This is a genomic window from Citrobacter sp. Cpo069 (genome assembly GCF_030332785.1).
GTDB classification, from domain to species: Bacteria; Pseudomonadota; Gammaproteobacteria; order Enterobacterales; family Enterobacteriaceae; genus Citrobacter; species Citrobacter portucalensis.
On the sequence record NZ_JAOWHD010000060.1, the window covers coordinates 92,035 to 106,301 of the forward strand.

The following is a 14,267-nucleotide window of genomic DNA, read 5'->3' on the forward strand; positions in this document are numbered from 1 at the left end:
TAATGACTATCTGGACGCTCGGAGACGCTGTGGTGGATTTATTGCCGCGCGACAATATGCAGTTTGAAGCCTGCGCGGGAGGCGCTCCCTTCAATGTGGCAATCGGCGTGGCTCGCCTTGGCCGCGCCAGCGGTTTTATTGGCCGTGTGGGCAATGACACTTTTGGTCGATTTCTGCATCAGACGCTGGAAACAGCGCAGGTGGATACAGGAAGTCTGGAGTTTGATGCACATCAGCACACCAGTACCGTACTGGTTTCACTGGCTCCCAACGGCGAGCGGCAGTTTGAGTTTTTGGTCAATCCGTCTGCCGATCAATTTCTCAGCCCGGCGAGACTACCCCACTTTGGCGCCGATATTCTGCACTTCTGTTCGCTGGCGCTGGTTGCCCCTGACTGCCGCGCCACCCTCGCCCAGACTATGGCCGCATTGCGACAGACCGGCGGTACTCTGAGCTTTGACATCAATCTGCGTCCGCAGATGTGGAGCAACGAGATGCAGATGTTTGACCTTGTCAACGAGTTTGCCCGGCGGAGCGACATTCTGAAGATGTCGGAAGAAGAGCTGCTGTGGCTAACACAGACCAACTGTCTCAGTAGCGCCTGCGAACGTCTGGTTGATTTTCCTGCACGCCTGAAAATCGTCACCCGCGGTGCCGACGGCGCTATCGCTTTCTGGCAAAACAGCAGGCTAACTTTAAGCGGCTATAACGTCGAAAGTATCGATACTACCGGCGCCGGTGACGCCTTTATGGCCGGGCTGCTGGCGGCACTCGCCGAGGAAGGCTGGCCCACATCGACGTCAACGCTACTTCCACTTATCGAGCAGGCCAGCGCTTGTGGTGCTCTGGCGACCACCCGGCGTGGCGCGCTAAGCGCGTTTCCCGACAGCCAACACCTGAGCAGCTTTATTCAATCACAACCGTCGCTACGGAGAACGATTACCCCGTAATAAAGCGCACTCGTTACGTCGTATCAGAAAGACCTTACAATGACCTGATCTGGATTGGAAAAATCATGAAGATAAATATGCCGTTCAGTAATGACAAATATCGATACTCATCCGGGTATCTGCTCTTTTTCTTTGCCGCCTGGTCGTTGTGGTGGTCTTTTTATGCAATATGGCTAAAAAATAAACTTGGCCTGTCCGGAACGGAGCTGGGAATGCTGTATGCCGTAAACCAGTTCTTTAGCATGCTGTTTATGCTGGTCTACGGTTTTCTGCAGGATAAGCTCGGCACCCGTAAACACCTTATCTGGCTGATGGGGATAGTCATCACGCTCAGCGGCCCGTTCCTGATTTATGTTTACGAACCGCTGCTGACCTCCAACTTCAAGCTTGGTATGACGCTGGGAGCCATTTTCTTTGGCCTTGGCTACCTCGCGGGTTGTGGTCTGGTAGAAAGCTTCGTCGAAAAAGTGAGCCGCAAATTCAACTTTGAATTCGGCACCGCCCGTTTGTGGGGATCGCTTGGCTACGCCGCAGGGACTTTTGTTGGCGGTATCTTCTTCAGCATCAACCCACACATTAACTTCTGGTGCGTATCGGTAATGGGGGTGTTATTCCTGTTGATTAACGTGTTGTTCAAAACCAACTCACCCGTCCCATCTTCTGTAAAAACGCGTTCTTCTGAACCTGACGCGCTGACCCGAAAGGATTTTCTCACTATCTTCAAAGATACGCAGTTCTGGTTTTTCGTTATCTTTGTCGTCGGCACCTGGTCGTTCTATAGCATCTACGATCAGCAGATGTTCCCGGTGTTTTACGCCAGCTTATTTGACGATCCCGAACTGGCACCACGCGTATACGGCTATCTCAATTCGGTACAGGTCTTTATGGAAGCCGTCGGTATGGCGCTGGTTCCATTCCTGATTAACCGCATCGGGCCTAAATCCGCATTGCTGCTGGGTGGCACAATCATGACCTGTCGAATCCTGGGTTCAGCACTGTTCACCGATATCTATATTATCTCCTTGATTAAAATGCTTCATGCGCTGGAAGTTCCACTGTTTGTTATTTCAGTGTTTAAATTCAGCGTAGCGAATTTTGACAAACGCCTGTCATCAACGATATATCTCATTGGCTTCAATATCGCCAGTTCCATTGGCATTATCGTGCTGTCACTGCCTGTCGGTAAGTTGTTTGATAAAGTGGGCTATCAGGAAATCTTCCTGATTATGGCCAGCATTGTGGTAATAACGCTAATATTTGGCTATTTCTCGTTGAGCAAAAAGCATCATCAGCAGAAGATGGGAAATGAACTGGTGACAGAGTAGCGAAGTTTAAAATATATCGGACAGGGCCATTGGCCCTGTCGTATCCCCCAACAGTAAGTACGAACTGTCGATTTACTCAGGCATGTTCCAGCCAGTTTCGGAATATTTTCGCTCGCAGTATTCCCTGAAAATCAATCAGCCCAGAACAACCAAGCTTCTTGATCAGATTCTGCCTGGCCTGGTAAATCGTTTTTAAATGTAGATTTAACAAAGCGGATATCTCAAAAATAGTTCGCCCCTCCCCTAACTGCGTTAAAATATATTTATCTCGCGCAGTCAGAGAAATATTTAGTTCCGACTGATTGTCGTGTATACCGCCAGAACGAGTAATATCAATAATAAATTGTTTGAATGTGGCAACGCTAACATCTATTGGCAGTCTGTAAAGTGATAAATCATTGAGATATCTGTACAGATGACCATCAATCAGCAGTACCAGACGATGCGTTTTCAGATCGTAATTTTGCCTTTTTACCGCCTCAAAGTGATTGGCAGTGAAAAAAACCAGATGCGTCTTATCATCTTCGAAAACAATATCTGCAAGAATATTCTTTAGCCCTTGCCTGATAAAAATATCATCAATCCATAAATCTGCGTTTCCAGTGTGTTCCTGAACGATGTTCATCATTATGGCCTCAATGAAAAATCACAATTGTTCTAGAGAGGGTGCTATGTATAGTCTTAATCAAAAAAATGCTCAGCATGAGTGCTTTCAGCATATAACAAAGGTACTGTACATATTATATTAATATGAAGACTTTTTAGACGTCGTCAGCTGTGTAGCGCAGCACTATTTCCAGGGTTTTTCTGATAACATCTGCCTGGACAACGTCAACTGTTGATTCCAGAGAACTAATCAGGCTTAAAATGATGTTTTTATTATTAACATTATCACCTGCCAGAATTACATTGGTTACCGCCTGACCCAATGCCACAGACTCATCTGCTAATAGCTCACCTGCATTATGGAAGTAACTTGATAAAGCTTTATCCGTCATTACACTGTGGACATTAATTTCATGAAGCATGGTAACCTCGCTTGTATAGTCTGGAAGATTATCTTTAATGTAATTTAGGGTTTTTGCTGGCACTGAAAGCACTCTCATCTCTGGTTTTATCCGGTTTTCTACTTATCTTCCCCGGATTAATGTTTGTAAAATCATTGATAACGTTGTCAATTAATTGCTTGCGTGTGCCATCTATTTCACTGGCCTGCATAAGTCGCAATTGCTTAATCACTGCAGCTAACGAAACGTCTGTATGCATTCGCAAAATTTCTAGCACAGCCAAACCTGTAATTTCATGTTTCAGGCGTTCACTATCAGTTTTCTTCATAACTCCTTCACTACTTACCCCTATAAGTAAGGGGTTTATTTTATTCAAAAAGCAGGCCAATTAACGCATTGTAATGTTTCTGTTCTTTCTCCCCGGATGCTTTTTCAAGACGACACAGAAGCTTGGTGCAAAGTGATTTGCGGTTCAGATTTCGTCCATCCTTCAGTATCTCAGTGACGATTTCTCCCAATGTTTCCTGTTGAGTTGGCAGATGCGCCTTCGCAAAGTAACGAGAAATCGCGCTTGCAGTATCAGTGCGAACGGTATGCTGCTGCATGTCATGCTCCTGTAACAAAATGCTGGTGAATATTAAGTTTTATAACAGTAGCAAAGTTGTACCAAAAATGTGTACAACGCGAACCATCAATTTTTATCAAAAAGTGCTAAATCAATACAATCAGCAAGTTAGATAAGTATCAATTTACATAAAATCAAATTCAGTTGTACAATTCACTTCGTTTAACGAATGAATTCGATCTGTTTGATGGTCTTTGTTTGTAAAAATAAAGTTAGAATAATGTATTAAAATCAGGACATAAGCTGGTTTGTTTGATACTGTCCATATCTCTTCCCTTCCCTTGATCCCGGACTGTCCATGCTCACGACCATTATTTACCGTAGCCATCTACGTGATGACGCCCCCCTCAGAGCGCTTGAGGATATGGTGACAGCCGCAAATCTAAAAAACCGGCGATCCGATGTTACGGGGATTTTACTCTTTAATGGCCGCCACTTTTTCCAACTGCTTGAAGGACCTGAGGAGCAGGTAAAAGAGATTTATCGTTGTATATGTAACGATCCACGGCACCACAATATCGTTGAGCTGATGTGTGATTACGCGCCTGCGAGAAGATTCGGAAAGGTGGGAATGGAGTTATTTGATTTACAAAAACATGAACGCAATGACGTCCTGCAAGCGGTACTTAACAAGGGAACATCAAAATTTCAGCTCACCTATGATGACCGGGCATTACAGTTTTTCCGCACATTTGTCCTTGCGACGGAAAAATCGAGTTATTTTGAAATACCTGCGCCTGATTACTGGAGTTTTATTGCCGACAACTCTTGTACTCTCCTGGATGAAAGCACACTCCAGTCCAATATCGATTTCAGCTTTGCTTTTCAACCCATTATCGATCCTATGTCGCAGCGCGTCATTGCTCTGGAAGCACTTATTCGTGGTAGAGACGGTGAAACGCCCGCAACTTATTTTGGCAACTTAAATCCTGAAGAACTGTATACCGCGGATCTGCAGAGCAAAAAGACTGCTTTTGCAATGGCAAGCGCGCTGGGACTTAACGACAAAATGCTGTCAGTCAACCTGCTCCCCATGACCCTGGTAAACAAACCCGATGCAGTCAGCTTTCTGATAAACGAAATCGCGGCGCACGGACTGGTGCCTGAACAAATCATTGTAGAGTTTACCGAAAGCGAAGTTATATCGCGCTTTGATACGTTCGCGCAGGCCGTAAAGTCACTCAAGGCTGCGGGGATCTGTGTGGCGATAGATCATTTTGGGGCAGGTTTTGCCGGGCTTCAGCTTCTGTCTCGTTTTCAACCCGACCGAATTAAGATAAGCCGCGAGCTGATCACGGATGTGCATAAAAGTGGACCAAGACAGGCCATCATTCAGGCAATTATCAAATGTTGCACTTCACTGGAAATCATGATTTCCGCAGTCGGCGTTGAAAAACCTGAAGAGTGGATGTGGCTTGAGTCCGCAGGTATTGAAATCTTCCAGGGTAACCTTTTTGCACAAGCCTGCCTGAATGGTATTCCGTCTGTTGCATGGCCAGAGAAAAATGATTTCTCAGCGTCAAAATAACTAACGCATTGTTATAAATAAACAATCACAACAACCGCCCTCATGCTGAACATAAAAATTCAGCATTTACTCCCTGCGTGATAGTAAAGTAAATCTTAATTTTGCTAGAATCCTCTGTATGTTTTGTACAATTTGATGCATGTTGTACAAAGTAACAGGAACCGCATATCGGTGACGGAGAATCAGGAGTGTCCGGGGGAACTATGGCTTATTACAGCATTGGGGATGTCGCAGAACGTTGCGGGATAAATCCTGTCACCCTTCGGGCATGGCAACGACGTTACGGTTTACTCAAACCTCAACGCAGTGAAGGTGGCCACCGACTCTTTGATGAAGAAGATATTCAGCGTATTGAAGAAATAAAACGTTGGATTAGCAATGGCATACCTGTTGGGAAAGTTAAGGCATTGCTGGAAACCAGTACCCGTCAAGCTGACGACGACTGGAATCAATTACAAGAAGAGATGATGAGCATTCTTCGCATGGCGCATCCGCCGAAGCTGCGAGCCAAAATTACCGCACTCGGTCGCGTTCACCCCGTAGATGCGCTGATCGATCACGTTTATCTTCCCGTACGTCAACGGCTGATACTTGACCATAATACATCCCGCATAATGAACAGCATGCTTGATGGCGCATTGATTGAATATGTTGCCACACTGCTGTCTGAAACGCGGCGCAAGTCAGGAAAGGATGCCCTCCTGATGGCCTGGGATGTTGAAGACAGAACCCGTCTGTGGCTCGAAGCCTGGCGCTTATCGCAATCTGGTTGGCATATTGCCGTTCTGGCTGAACCCATTGAATCGCCAAGACCTGAACTTTTCCCTGGGCAAACCCTTTTTGTCTGGACCGGTATTACGCCAACCCGCAGACAAAATGAACTGCTCCAACACTGGAATGAACAAGGTTATAAGGTCATCTTCCACAGCCCGTAACCTACACGTAATACGTGTAAGATAAATCATACAACTCTCATTTTTTGGCTGGTTATTTTGAGTACCACCCAAGGAATATGTTGCCCTCTATCCTCCTGACTTAACCCCGGCCATAGCATAAAAATAAAACAATATACTAACCCATTGGTATTATTTTTTTGCAGACGACATCACCTTTTTCCTAAGTAAAATTCATTAGATCAACTGGCGTACGTCTAATACTTATTCTAGGGTTAAATTATGTCTTCTTGTGCCACATTATTGTTTTTCTAAAGTAATAAATGTGGTTATTTGAAAAAGGTAAAGGATATGGCTCTAGTCTTAGACAAACGCTTAATTCTTTGTTGCTGCGCCTTTTCCATTATTTCTGTGGCAAATGCAGCAACCGTTAACGGAACATTTCAGGTACTGATGACGATTCAAAAGGCCTGTACCGTGACTGCCGGTTCGGCTTCAAATATTACGCTTGGGCCCGTCAATACTACGGCAACTAACACGAGTGGAAACAACACGATTTCTGTCAACTGTTCAAAGACGACGCCCTATTTTATTGGCCTCGCGCCTTCAACGGCTAACGGCGGTAATGCCCTCGGCGCCGGGGCGATGTCCTCAGTGGCTAATTCGGCGACGAATACCGACAAAGTGCCCTATCAACTCAATCAAACATCAGCAACAGGCCCGGTTTGGGGGAATACTGCCACCACTACCGAACCAGGAAACGGCGTTGCGGCAACCGGAACTGGGCTGGCGCAGACTTTTACCGTTTATGCCACCGCACCGAACGCCAACTTCACGCCTGACAACTATGCCGACACGGTAACGGTTAACGTTAACTACTAACTTCAGGAAGCCATATGAGAGTAAAACTGCCTGTAAAGCAGTGTGCCTGCGCATGCCTGCTAGGGATGGTTGCGAGCATCAATCTTGCCACCGCCAGCGGACTGCAAATAGCCCCGGTCACGTTAACGTTGCAAGCGACGCAAAATGCCGATGGTATCTGGCTGAGTAACGCGGGTGAAAATGTGCTCAATGCCCAGGTTCGGGTTTTTCGCTGGAGTCAAAGCGCTTATGACGACAAACTTTCTCCCTCTCAGGGGCTGGTGATTAGCCCGCCGATGTTGGCATTGGCCCCTGGAGAACGACAGCTGATACGCGTTATTCGTACAAGCCCTCCCTCGGCACATGCCGAAGACGCTTATCGTTTGTCGATAGATGAGTTACCGCCTGCAAAAGTAGAAAAAAACAAGCTTCAGTTTGTGCTGCATTATTCTGTTCCCGTTTTCATTCAACCAACATCAGCGGCACAAACGCAGGCAAAACTGCAATGGAAATTACAGCAGCTGGATGGCAAAAAATTTATTGAAGTCAGTAATCAGGGAAATGGGCATGCACAGTTATCTGCTGCAACATTTATAAGCCCTGACGGTACTAAAAAAGTCATTACACCCGGACTATTAGGCTACGTTTTACCCGGATCAACAATGCGCTGGATAGTTTCCCCGTCAGCCAGGAATAATCATTACGGCGGGAAAGTTGAAGTCACAATCAATGGCCAAAAAACAGTACAAGATCTGTAACAGATCCTGGCTTCTGGTGAAATATTGCTTTCTCAATGGAGTATTAATATCGGGAATGGTTTGCGCACAAACGCTGAATAATAACCAGAACGAAAATGGTGTTATTAATAGCGCCTCGCAGATTACGGGAGTCGATTTGTATCTCGACGTCACCTTAAATGGGAATCCCGTTGGGCTGGTTCATTTTGGCTACGATAATGGAAAGCTTTATGCAGGAGCAGATACTCTGCGTAAAATGGGCTTTCGCTTTGCTCCAGACGCCACTAACGCCGTCTGCCTGAACGATATCCCCCAGCTAACCATTGACTACAACGTTCAGTTGCAAACGCTCTCGCTTACTGCGCCGCTCAGTTCACTCGATCTTGCGACCACGCAGCTTAACTCGCCCACCGAAACCGCGCCAACGGCAACAACATCACGCGGGGCGCTGCTCAATTATGATATCTATACGCAACAGGGGGATGAAAGCGCAATCAATACCTTCAGCGAAATTCGCGCCTTCAATGCGACCGGCGTGCTCAGCACCACTCAGTTGACGCAGTACTCTACCGAGGAATATGCCGATAACAGCGTTGAGCGCCTCGACACCAGCTGGCGTACGTCATTTCCTGATTCGATGTTGGCGTTAACCGTTGGCGATACCCTGACAAGTTCACTCATCTGGTCTCGACCGACGCGAATCGGCGGCATTCAGATAGGCACCGATTTTGGGTTACAGCCCTATATGCCAACCACCCCGCTTCCAGCATATCTGGGATCCGCGACGTTACCGTCAAACGTTGAGCTGTACGTCGACGGCGTCAGGTACTACAACGGAGAAGTCCCCGCAGGTAGCTTTCAGATCAACACAATGCCTAACATCAGCGGCGCGGGAACGGGTCAGGTGATGATGACAGATGCATTGGGCAGAACGAGCGTACAAAATTTCTCGTTCTACAACGATCAGCAACTCCTGCGGGAAGGATTAACCGCCTGGTCGGCAGAATTAGGCACGGTACGCGAAAATTATGGTTACTCCTCTTTTGATTATGCCAGCGCACCGGTATTGAGCGCTACGTGGCGTCGCGGGTTTAGCAATACGTTCACCGCCGGGACTCACGCGGAAACCAGCGATGGACTGATTAACGCGGGCTTCAGTAACGACTGGATCCCAGGAACCCGCAGCGGCACGTTTTCGACCTCACTTGCCGCAAGTACCGACTCAGGAAAGAACGGGTTTTTGTACAGTTTTGGTTACCGTTGGTCCGGCGAACGGTTTAATTTCAGTACCAGTACCACGGCAACTTCCGGCGATTATCGCGATGTCGCCACCCATTACGGTGAGCCGCCCCCCACGCTTAACAGCAACACGGTTATTGGTTATTCGCTGGAAGCAGCTGGAAATGTCAGCCTGAGCTATTTGCAGTTTCGATATCCACACGAAAATGCGGTGCGCTACGCCAATGCCAGCTGGTTTAAATCACTCACCGACAACATCTCACTGAATGCCGGATTCAACCAGAACATTGACGACAACCGCGATCGTAGCCTCTATCTGATGGTAACCATCACGACCGACAACAATCTGAGCGCCAGCAGCACCCTACAACGTACCAACGACGAAACCGGTTACCAGCTCAACGCCAGCCTGACGCCCCCTGCTGACGGCGGCTGGGGCTGGAATCTGGCTGCCAGTCAGCAGGCTTCCCGGCAAAGTGGCCAGGGAGAAGTGGGATATCTGGGACGTTATGGTAAAGCGTACGCGGGATTCAGCCGTTTACCGGATAATCATTACGGTTATGCAGGCGCAACCGGATCGCTGGTGACTATGGGAGGCGGCCTGTTTGCAGCAAGAGAAATCAATAATGGTTTTGCCGTCGTCTCAACTGACGGCGTGCCTGATGTTCCGGTCAAATTGCAAAATAACCTGATTGGTCGCAGCGATGACCAGGGACTACTGCTGGTCACACCGCTTAACAGTTATCAAAAAAACCTGATCAGTATTGACCCGATGGATCTCCCTGCCAATATGCGGATCGCACGCGTTGAGACGAATGCCACGCCAGCCGATCGTTCCGGTACTTTGGTTAGCTTTGGCATCACCCCCGTCCGCGCTGCGCAGATTATCCTCGTCGATAATCAGGGTAAGCCAATTCCTGAAGGCAGCATGGCTTACGCCATCAACGGAAAAGGACAATCGTCTGTCGTTGGCTTTGATGGAATGACATGGTTCGACACCCTGGAGCAGCACAACACGCTGCGCGTTGAGACGGACACCGGTAGTTGTCGCGTGCAATTTGACTATCCCGCGTCAGCAAAGGGGATTGTGCAAATAGGCCCACTGGTTTGTCGCCCACACTAACAGGAGTGCGCTCATGAGGTTAAGACATCTGCTACTCATCGCTGCCGTACTTTTTTGTCCGGCAATTAGCCATGCGGTAACCTGTTCGGTGAGCAATGTGCAAGCCATAAATTTAGGTTCGGTCAATCCACTGTCTGCGACAGGCGCAACGTCATCAATGACGTTCAGTTACACTTGCACCAAAGAGCTTGGTGACGTGCTGGCAGGGATCAATCTCTGTTTTAATATTGGCGCCTCGGCCGTCAGTGGCCAGGTGACACCGCGAAATATGTCGTTAAGCGGAAACCCCGCCAGAACGCTGGCATACCAGCTTTACCAGGATAGCGGGCGCACCAAAGTCTGGGGCAGCCAGTATCAGTCGGGAACCACTTTTCCGATGGTACAGCTTAACCTGCTGAATCTGACGCCAGTGACCGGTTCACTCACGGTATCGGCGCAGATCGTCACGCCACAAACGGCAGCCGTCCCCGGAAATTATCAGGATAGCTATACGACGGCAACAGCCCTTGTCACCCTTAATCCTGGATTGCTTTTCCCGCCGACCACCTGTGGTGATACCGTTGCCGCCAGGTTTCCTTTCACCGTCACAGCTGCTGTCAGCAAACAGTGTAATATCACCTCCGCGACTAACATCAGCTTTGCCCCCACCAGCGGAACGGGTCGTAATCTCACGGCGTCAAACACCGTTGGCGTAGCATGCTCTAATAACACCCCTTACACCATCGGACTTCAACCCTCCAACGGCAATACGGCAGGCAGCGGCGTGATGGCAGGCACGGGGTCAAATACGGATAAAGTCCCCTACCAGCTTAGTTCGACGCCAGGTCCTTCCGGTACGATCTGGGGCAATACTGCGCTTAATACCGTTGCAGGCAACGGCACGGGGACAACGACTACCTACCCGGTTTACGCCACCGTTCCCAGCGCGAACTACACGCCAGACAACTATGCCGATACTGTCACCATCGCCGTGACCTACTGACGCCCAGCTTAACAGCAATAAAGCAAACACATTTTATTATCATATTATTTACTTTTAGAGGTGCGTCATAAATCTGACAAATTGCGATTTTTACAAGTTATGCATATTAAACTACATAAACCGCAAAACAACCGCGATTACAGCCAAAATAAAGAATAACTATTCACTACCAAGCCAAAACCCACACTACTCATACCGATAATCCGTGTTAGCCAGGCAGGCTGTTCTATGAAAAAAATGTTAAATTTAGGTTTATATGGTGAGATTCACTGTATACCACGGCCAAATTAAGAACATATTACTTTTATAACTAAGGTTTATCATGGATAAGTTATCTTACGCTTCAGATAGCAGCACATCTGCCTGGAATACCTACCTGCAACAAATCGAGCGTGTGGCCCCTTACCTGGGCGAACTTTCCCATTGGGTGGATACCCTGCGCCACCCAAAACGCGCGCTGATTGTCGATATCCCGGTGCAGATGGATGACGGCACTATCCGTCATTTTGAAGGGTATCGCGTGCAACATAACCTCTCCCGCGGTCCGGGCAAAGGCGGTGTGCGTTATCATCCTGATGTTGATCTTAATGAAGTGATGGCCCTGTCTGCATGGATGACCATCAAATGCGCAGCGTTGAACCTGCCGTACGGCGGAGCCAAAGGCGGTGTGCGCGTCGATCCGTTCTCACTTTCTGAAGGTGAACTGGAGCGTTTAACCCGCCGTTATACCAGCGAAATCGGCATTATCATTGGGCCGCAGAAAGACATTCCTGCGCCGGATGTAGGTACGAACGGAAAAGTCATGGCCTGGATGATGGATACCTACTCCATGAACCACGGCACCACCGTGACCAGTGTGGTCACCGGTAAACCTATTCACCTCGGCGGCTCGTTAGGCCGTGATAAAGCCACCGGTCGCGGCGTTTTCGTCAGCGGTCTGGAAGTCGCGCGTCGTGCGAACATTGAAGTTGAAGGCGCTCGCGTGGCGGTACAAGGTTTCGGTAACGTCGGCAGCGAAGCCGCCCGCCTGTTCGCCGCAGCGGGTGCGCGTGTCGTCGCTATTCAGGATCACACCGCAACGCTGTTTAACTCCACGGGTATCGACATGACCGCGCTGTCTGCCTGGCAGTTAGAGCACAAACAGATTGCCGGTTTCCCAGGCGCTGAAACCATCGCCAGCGAAGCCTTCTGGAGCGTGGAGATGGATATCCTTATCCCTGCCGCGCTGGAAGGACAGATTACCCGTCAGCGTGCAGAAATGCTGACCTGCAAACTGGTACTTGAGGGCGCTAACGGCCCGACTTACCCGGATGCCGATGATATGCTGGCAAGCCGCGGTATCATCGTGGTACCTGACGTCGTATGTAATGCAGGCGGCGTAACCGTCAGCTACTTCGAATGGGTCCAGGACATGGCAAGCTTCTTCTGGAGTGAAGAAGAGATCAACAATCGCATGGACAAAATCATGACTGATGCGATGGTGCACGTATGGGAAAAAGCAGCTGAGAAATCCTGCTCCCTGCGTACAGCAGCCTACATTGTTGCCTGCGAACGCATTCTGCTGGCACGTAAAGATCGCGGAATTTATCCGGGCTAATACCGATAATTTTCCCTCGCATAAACCACCTGCCTGGCAGGTGGTTTTTTTTAGCAAAATCCTGCACGTAGTCTTTCCCCATTAAATACTGCCCGATCTCTCATTTTCGCTGTTTTATGCACCACTACGTTTCAATATGGAACGTTATAAAATGATGGCGTTCCGTATTGAAACGCCCTTCACAGCAATTTTCTTTTGCGTACCCGTGTGCAAAATTACCTTATCGGCAGCGAGCGGTCGCCGTGACGTTGAACCAACCGATACCCTACATCAGATGCCTGCCCGAATTTGGCAGCCATCCAGGACTGTCTGCGGAGCATAAATAATGAAAAAATTGATCAACCGTGTTGAAGACGTACTGAATGAACAACTCGCCGGACTGGCGAAAGCGTATCCTTCCCTGGCACTGCATCAGGATCCGGTATATGTCACCCGCGCAGATGCGCCGGTGATGGGCAAAGTGGCACTGCTTTCCGGTGGCGGCAGCGGACACGAACCTATGCACTGCGGCTACATTGGTCAGGGCATGCTCTCTGGCGCCTGTCCAGGTGAGATTTTTACCTCACCCACGCCGGATAAAATGTTCGAATGCGCCATGCAAATTGACGGTGGCGAAGGCGTGCTGCTGATAATCAAAAATTACACCGGCGACATTCTTAATTTCGAAACCGCCACCGAGCTGCTGCATGAAAGCGGTGTCAAAGTCACCACCATGGTGGTGGATGACGACGTGGCGGTGAAAGACAGTTTGTATACCGCCGGTCGACGTGGCGTGGCGAATACCGTATTGATCGAAAAACTGGTCGGTGCGGCCGCCGAACGCGGTGATTCGCTGGAAGCCTGTGCGGCGTTGGGCCGTAAGCTGAATAACCAGGGCCACTCCATTGGCATAGCCATTGGCGCCTGTACCGTTCCAGCCGCCGGACAACCGTCGTTCACGCTGCAGGATAACGAAATGGAGTTTGGCGTAGGTATCCACGGGGAACCCGGCATTGACCGTCGCCCCTTCACCTCTCTCGATCAGACCGTTGATGAAATGTTCGATACCCTGCTGGAAAACGGTAACTACAGCCGTACACTCCGCCACTGGGACAACGTCCAGGGCGCGTGGCAGGAAGGTAAAGAAAGCAAGCGTGCGTTACAAAGTGGCGATCGCGTTATTGCGCTGGTCAATAATCTCGGCGCGACGCCGTTGTCTGAACTCTTCGGCGTGTATAACCGCCTGGAAAGGCGTTGTCAGGATGCAGGCATCGTCATTGAGCGCAACCTGATCGGTTCTTACTGTACCTCTCTGGATATGACCGGTTTCTCGATCACCCTGTTACATGTAGATGACGAAACGCTGAGCTTATGGGATGCACCGGTTCACACCCCTGCCCTCAACTGGGGTAAATAAGGAG

The 14,267-nt window shown here is 48.9% G+C and carries 14 protein-coding genes; 10 read left to right on the forward strand and 4 right to left on the reverse strand.

The window, feature by feature from the left end; genetic code table 11:
- Positions 1-2: 2 nt before the first annotated feature.
- Entirely contained in the window at positions 3-950 is a 948-nt protein-coding gene (locus OGY08_RS19180) for a PfkB family carbohydrate kinase (RefSeq protein ID WP_286566332.1), read from the forward strand.
- 65 nt (positions 951-1,015) lie between these two features.
- Positions 1,016-2,275, forward strand: a complete 1,260-nt coding sequence (locus OGY08_RS19185) for an MFS transporter (RefSeq protein ID WP_125362590.1) — start codon at positions 1,016-1,018, stop codon at positions 2,273-2,275.
- Positions 2,276-2,351: 76 nt separating this feature from the next.
- Here OGY08_RS19185 and OGY08_RS19190 read toward each other — a convergent pair whose 3' ends face one another.
- The 4 genes from OGY08_RS19190 to ycgZ all read right to left on the reverse strand — a co-directional run bounded on the left by OGY08_RS19190 (position 2,352) and on the right by ycgZ (position 3,887).
- Positions 2,352-2,903 (reverse strand): LuxR C-terminal-related transcriptional regulator, encoded by a 552-nt coding sequence (locus OGY08_RS19190; RefSeq protein ID WP_048224085.1) that lies wholly within the window; start codon positions 2,901-2,903, stop codon positions 2,352-2,354.
- A 133-nt stretch (positions 2,904-3,036) separates the two neighbouring features.
- Complete coding sequence (locus tag OGY08_RS19195; protein ID WP_125362638.1) at positions 3,037-3,303, reverse strand: biofilm development regulator YmgB/AriR family protein; 267 nt, start codon at positions 3,301-3,303, stop codon at positions 3,037-3,039.
- Between the two features lie 34 nt (positions 3,304-3,337).
- Complete coding sequence (locus OGY08_RS19200) at positions 3,338-3,610, reverse strand: hypothetical protein (RefSeq protein WP_125362591.1); 273 nt, start codon at positions 3,608-3,610, stop codon at positions 3,338-3,340.
- Positions 3,611-3,650: 40 nt separating this feature from the next.
- Entirely contained in the window at positions 3,651-3,887 is a 237-nt protein-coding gene (gene ycgZ / locus OGY08_RS19205) for a regulatory protein YcgZ (RefSeq protein WP_003833500.1), read from the reverse strand.
- A gap of 318 nt (positions 3,888-4,205) precedes the next feature.
- On the opposite strand from ycgZ, the gene OGY08_RS19210 reads away from it, so the two are divergent.
- From OGY08_RS19210 to dhaK, 8 genes are all read left to right on the forward strand, one after another.
- The gene (locus OGY08_RS19210; protein WP_048235240.1) at positions 4,206-5,435 is read left to right on the forward strand and encodes a diguanylate phosphodiesterase; all 1,230 of its coding nucleotides are present in this window, start codon (positions 4,206-4,208) and stop codon (positions 5,433-5,435) included.
- A gap of 203 nt (positions 5,436-5,638) precedes the next feature.
- A complete protein-coding gene (locus OGY08_RS19215; protein ID WP_008784993.1) occupies positions 5,639-6,370 on the forward strand; it encodes a MerR family transcriptional regulator in 732 nt (243 codons plus the stop codon).
- A 309-nt stretch (positions 6,371-6,679) separates the two neighbouring features.
- On the forward strand, positions 6,680-7,210 hold the full coding sequence (locus tag OGY08_RS19220; protein WP_048235239.1) for a Csu type fimbrial protein: 531 nt from the start codon (positions 6,680-6,682) through the stop codon (positions 7,208-7,210).
- A 14-nt stretch (positions 7,211-7,224) separates the two neighbouring features.
- The gene (locus OGY08_RS19225) at positions 7,225-7,947 is read left to right on the forward strand and encodes a fimbrial biogenesis chaperone (protein WP_048235238.1); all 723 of its coding nucleotides are present in this window, start codon (positions 7,225-7,227) and stop codon (positions 7,945-7,947) included.
- 55 nt (positions 7,948-8,002) lie between these two features.
- The gene (locus tag OGY08_RS19230; protein WP_125362592.1) at positions 8,003-10,288 is read left to right on the forward strand and encodes a fimbria/pilus outer membrane usher protein; all 2,286 of its coding nucleotides are present in this window, start codon (positions 8,003-8,005) and stop codon (positions 10,286-10,288) included.
- A gap of 13 nt (positions 10,289-10,301) precedes the next feature.
- Positions 10,302-11,270: a Csu type fimbrial protein gene (locus tag OGY08_RS19235; protein WP_032943727.1), complete on the forward strand. Its 969-nt coding sequence runs from the start codon at positions 10,302-10,304 to the stop codon at positions 11,268-11,270.
- A gap of 322 nt (positions 11,271-11,592) precedes the next feature.
- A complete protein-coding gene (locus tag OGY08_RS19240; RefSeq protein WP_020996616.1) occupies positions 11,593-12,867 on the forward strand; it encodes a Glu/Leu/Phe/Val family dehydrogenase in 1,275 nt (424 codons plus the stop codon).
- A gap of 325 nt (positions 12,868-13,192) precedes the next feature.
- Positions 13,193-14,263, forward strand: a complete 1,071-nt coding sequence (gene dhaK, locus OGY08_RS19245) for a dihydroxyacetone kinase subunit DhaK (RefSeq protein ID WP_125362593.1) — start codon at positions 13,193-13,195, stop codon at positions 14,261-14,263.
- Positions 14,264-14,267: the final 4 nt, after the last annotated feature.

Bases quoted from the DNA above. Each gene is read 5' to 3' on its own strand.
- OGY08_RS19190 (WP_048224085.1), bottom strand. From the start codon at position 2,903: ATGATGAACATCGTTCAGGAACACACTGGAAACGCAGATTTATGGATT.
- dhaK (WP_125362593.1), top strand. From the start codon at position 13,193: ATGAAAAAATTGATCAACCGTGTTGAAGACGTACTGAATGAACAACTC.
- OGY08_RS19215 (WP_008784993.1), top strand. From the start codon at position 5,639: ATGGCTTATTACAGCATTGGGGATGTCGCAGAACGTTGCGGGATAAAT.
- OGY08_RS19185 (WP_125362590.1), top strand. From the start codon at position 1,016: ATGAAGATAAATATGCCGTTCAGTAATGACAAATATCGATACTCATCC.
- OGY08_RS19200 (WP_125362591.1), bottom strand. From the start codon at position 3,610: ATGAAGAAAACTGATAGTGAACGCCTGAAACATGAAATTACAGGTTTG.
- OGY08_RS19225 (WP_048235238.1), top strand. From the start codon at position 7,225: ATGAGAGTAAAACTGCCTGTAAAGCAGTGTGCCTGCGCATGCCTGCTA.
- ycgZ (WP_003833500.1), bottom strand. From the start codon at position 3,887: ATGCAGCAGCATACCGTTCGCACTGATACTGCAAGCGCGATTTCTCGT.
- OGY08_RS19240 (WP_020996616.1), top strand. From the start codon at position 11,593: ATGGATAAGTTATCTTACGCTTCAGATAGCAGCACATCTGCCTGGAAT.
- OGY08_RS19230 (WP_125362592.1), top strand. From the start codon at position 8,003: ATGGTTTGCGCACAAACGCTGAATAATAACCAGAACGAAAATGGTGTT.
- OGY08_RS19195 (WP_125362638.1), bottom strand. From the start codon at position 3,303: ATGCTTCATGAAATTAATGTCCACAGTGTAATGACGGATAAAGCTTTA.
- OGY08_RS19220 (WP_048235239.1), top strand. From the start codon at position 6,680: ATGGCTCTAGTCTTAGACAAACGCTTAATTCTTTGTTGCTGCGCCTTT.
- OGY08_RS19180 (WP_286566332.1), top strand. From the start codon at position 3: ATGACTATCTGGACGCTCGGAGACGCTGTGGTGGATTTATTGCCGCGC.
- OGY08_RS19210 (WP_048235240.1), top strand. From the start codon at position 4,206: ATGCTCACGACCATTATTTACCGTAGCCATCTACGTGATGACGCCCCC.
- OGY08_RS19235 (WP_032943727.1), top strand. From the start codon at position 10,302: ATGAGGTTAAGACATCTGCTACTCATCGCTGCCGTACTTTTTTGTCCG.